Here is a 3,572-nt window from a genome sequence, read left to right on the forward strand (position 1 = left end):
CACGGCTTCCAACGCCACGCGAGCCTTGAAGCCCGCATCGTGGTTCCTGCGTTTTGACATGTTCTGATCTCCTCGTTCTTGGAGACCAGCAGACGGTAGATCGTAGCTTACGTCACTGTCCGATTTTCGGGGGGTAGCTCAGGTATCGGTTGTGTCCATTCCAGAAAGCCAAACGATCAGCGATTTCGTCCCCAACCACGACGTTAACGCCGGTCCTCTTCAAGGAGTTCTTAGGCTCGAGATAGTGACAGAACAATTCGGATAACTGGTTCGGTGGCAGAACCGCCCCCGATTCAGCGAGAGCTTCCAGAAGAGCACTGCCGTCAGTTTCAAACCTTGTGTGGGGGCTCTTCCCGTACTGACGATTGTTCAGCGTTTCTTCTGAAATGAGGGTTAAGCATGTGAGCAATTCAGGTGCAGAGGCGGAAAGTTGGCCATTGCCAAAACTGGTCGAGAGAAATCCGAAGTTCTCACTGATGAATGCGTCACTCGAGCCATCCCAAAATTTATCAAAACTCAAAATATTCTGGGGTCTTTCGCCGAACCCCCAGCGTCGACTGGCAAACATTGGTAGGACAGAAAGGCAAGATAGACCCTGTACTGGAAGTTCTATGTTGTAACGCCGGTCACCTTCGGGATCGCGGTACCTGTCTTCGTGGTGATGAAGAATCCCGGGGGCATACTTTTCGTCAAAACCAGCAATTGCTTCGTCCGTTAAATCGACAAAACTGTAGATAATGTCCGCGTCGAAAGCATGCAGCCAAGCTTCGTATGCTGGGTCAATGCCACTTGGTGACGCAAGGATGATCGGCGTGCGGCGACCAGACCAACGACTGAAACTCTCAGAAATGATCTTGTCCAGCAACAGGTCGTCGCATTTGTTCAAGTCCAAGAGATAGGCAACTCGGAGAGGTCTGGCTGTTCCCTCTACCGTACGATGGGTCGGCTTCTCCCACATGGGCAACTCCTAAACTATTGATCCCTTTGGAAAGGCGATAGTCACCTTCTCAAAATCCCTATCAGCAACCGTCCAGCTCGCAATGGACCTGTCGCGTTGTGGTGCCGTGCTAGACCCTCATTTATGCAGCCTGAGCTTTGAAGGCCAAGTGGCCTTTCCAGCAGATGCACCTGTCGCGCATTCTTTACCCCCAACGAAAGTAGGCTTTTGGTGTTGAAATCGCAGCATCTGCAATATCGAACAGACGTCAGGTTTGGGCCGACCTCGTAGCCGGCCCTTCGTCTCAGATTTCAACACCCTCCGAGATCTCCAAGGCATCCTCAAGCTCAACACCGAGATATCGAACCGTGCTGTCCATTTTCGTGTGACCTAGGAGAAGCTGAACCGCTCGCAGATTGCCGGTCTTTTTGTAAATTTGTGCGACTTTAGTTCGACGCATCGAATGCGTCCCGTAGGCGCTCGGTTCAAGACCAATCGAACTCACCCACTCCTGGACCAGCCTGGCATATTGGCGGGTCGAAATGTGAAGCGGGCCATGAAAACGGCCGGGCCAGAGATACTCGTGCCCGACCATCATTGGATCGTCGAGCCATTGCTCAAGCGAAGTGCGTGTTCCATCAGTCAACTCGAAGCGCACTGGCTTTTGCGTTTTGCTCTGAAGGACAGAGGTACGCTCTTTGACTTGTCCTGCGGCGTAAACGTCAGCGACTTTCAAAACAACAAGGTCGCAGCCCCGCAGTTTGCTGTCGATCGCTGTGTTGAACAGTGCGAGATCGCGATGGTTCTCAGCGATCTCAAGGCGCACTCGGATGGCCCAAACATGTTTGGGTTTCAGGGGGCGTTTCTGGCCGACTATTCGACCTTTATTCCAAGCAGGTTTTTTGTGGCGAATAGTGGGCAAGTTGGAAATGTACACGATTGATCCTCCGATCTGTCGCTCCCGCGCACCCTGCCGAGCGGACCTTGGCTTGGCCACTTTAACCTAAATCACTGCTGTGCGGCAGACGGCTGGATTGAGCCCAATTCGACCGATGCTGCGATATGCACCAAGGTCAGAAAACATCAATAAAGCGGTCATTCAAGGCTAGCACTGATGTCTGCCCAGTGATGGATTGGACAGGTTAAGGTTTGAATTCAATCGGTCAAATGGCGTCGTATGCGTTATGTGTGCAACTTGAAGTCGCCTTCCGGCGCGCTCTGCTGGGCTTTCTATGGTCCGGCGAATTCTATCTAATTGCCGCTGTTCTGAGAGAGGAAACTCACATTCCCTCAAGCCCCTAAACAGGCGGGCCGGATTTTTCGGAGATGTGGTGAGAAATTTCGTGTCGGATCAGGGTTGGCTTGGGTTCATCCTTCCGAGGAAACCGATATTCGCAAGCGGGTGCCCGTTCAGCCAAAGATTGGAGAAAGGCCGGTTCGTCCGGCCTGCCGCAAAGGGCGGCAAGATCAGCTGAACCGCCACACATTTGTTGATGCCGCTGAAAGGCATGGACCGGTGCATTCCACAAATGACCCGGCATCCGCTGAAGGCATGATAGTATAACCAATACAGCACCTTGAGCGCTTTTGAGATTCATGTTGTGGCCCTGATCCGGTCGTGGATCGACGACCACAAGATCAGGCGTCTCGAAGAGTTCCTCCGCTGGCGTTGCGCTGCTCAAGCCGCGTAACAGGCCGCGTGCCGGTTCAAAAAGTGCGCTTCATCGGATGGGCGCAGATTCGCGGCTTCAGCCAATTTTAATCTGTCAACTTTAGATCGTCGTTTTGTCAAGTTCATGCCTAAGCCAGCCTGTAAAAGAGAAAAATTGATACGAGAAAAACCTGAATTTGATGAAGGCTGCAAAGCCAGTTGTCTTTGTCACGCGATTATTCGATTTGAAAGTGCACTCCGATGCGAATGTATGAATTAACCATTGCCAACAGGAACAGCCCGTCGTTCTGGGCCTCCAACGTTGATAATCTAAACAGTGTTGGGCTTGATCACTTCATCAATCTTGAAGGCATTGCAGGCACGGTGGGCGGCACCGGCAGCAATGGCGCCACACCGGATGGTGAATAAGTTGCCTGATATTGACGTCCAAATAAAAGGCCGCACGAATACCGCTTTCGGCGGTAACGTGTTCGCTATCGCGGCTGGTCCAACAAGCAATACGACCTCGCACGGGTTGGCCACCAGTGTGCGCAATGCCGACTCTTTGAAAAGCGATGACCTGACTGGCACGCCCAAAGAGGATGCGACAGCCAGCGGCCTTGTCTACGTCGACATATCAAAGGTCGATCGCGTCCGGGTTGGTGAGCGGTGGAGCGTCACAGAAAACATCGATCAGCTCGACGGAGCCGACCGTGGGATCTTTGGTGCACCCTTGCCCGACAGTCGGCCTGACTACTCGCACGTCGTATTTGGAAACTCCGGTCGTCCCGCTCTGACGGCTGCGGCCGCTTGGTCGAACACTGAACCGAACGCAACAACGCTCTTCACCATTTTGACAAGGGTGCTCTGACATGGCCACCACATTCGACGTCATCTACTTGGGAACCATCGCGGACCTTGATCCAACGGAAGGTAATGGTATCGCGGAAAATGCCGCGAGCATTGTTGGCGATACCTTTGGGT

4 protein-coding genes are annotated in these 3,572 nt (G+C 52.9%); 2 read left to right on the plus strand and 2 right to left on the minus strand.

The genetic code is table 11. From position 1 onward, the window contains the following. Positions 1-112 precede the first annotated feature (112 nt). Both AB8B75_RS20740 and AB8B75_RS20745 read right to left on the minus strand, forming a co-directional pair. The gene (locus AB8B75_RS20740; RefSeq protein ID WP_405364909.1) at positions 113-865 is read right to left on the minus strand and encodes a hypothetical protein; all 753 of its coding nucleotides are present in this window, start codon (positions 863-865) and stop codon (positions 113-115) included. 376 nt (positions 866-1,241) lie between these two features. Continuing rightward, positions 1,242-1,874, minus strand: a complete 633-nt coding sequence (locus tag AB8B75_RS20745; protein WP_405364911.1) for a tyrosine-type recombinase/integrase — start codon at positions 1,872-1,874, stop codon at positions 1,242-1,244. Positions 1,875-2,855: 981 nt separating this feature from the next. On the opposite strand from AB8B75_RS20745, the gene AB8B75_RS20750 reads away from it, so the two are divergent. After that, positions 2,856-3,017, plus strand: a complete 162-nt coding sequence (locus tag AB8B75_RS20750) for a hypothetical protein (protein ID WP_405364913.1) — start codon at positions 2,856-2,858, stop codon at positions 3,015-3,017. Between the two features lies 1 nt (position 3,018). Then, complete coding sequence (locus tag AB8B75_RS20755; RefSeq protein ID WP_405364915.1) at positions 3,019-3,459, plus strand: hypothetical protein; 441 nt, start codon at positions 3,019-3,021, stop codon at positions 3,457-3,459. Positions 3,460-3,572: the final 113 nt, after the last annotated feature.

The sequence above is a fragment of the Roseobacter sp. genome (assembly GCF_045106495.1).
Classification (GTDB): domain Bacteria; phylum Pseudomonadota; class Alphaproteobacteria; order Rhodobacterales; family Rhodobacteraceae; genus Roseobacter.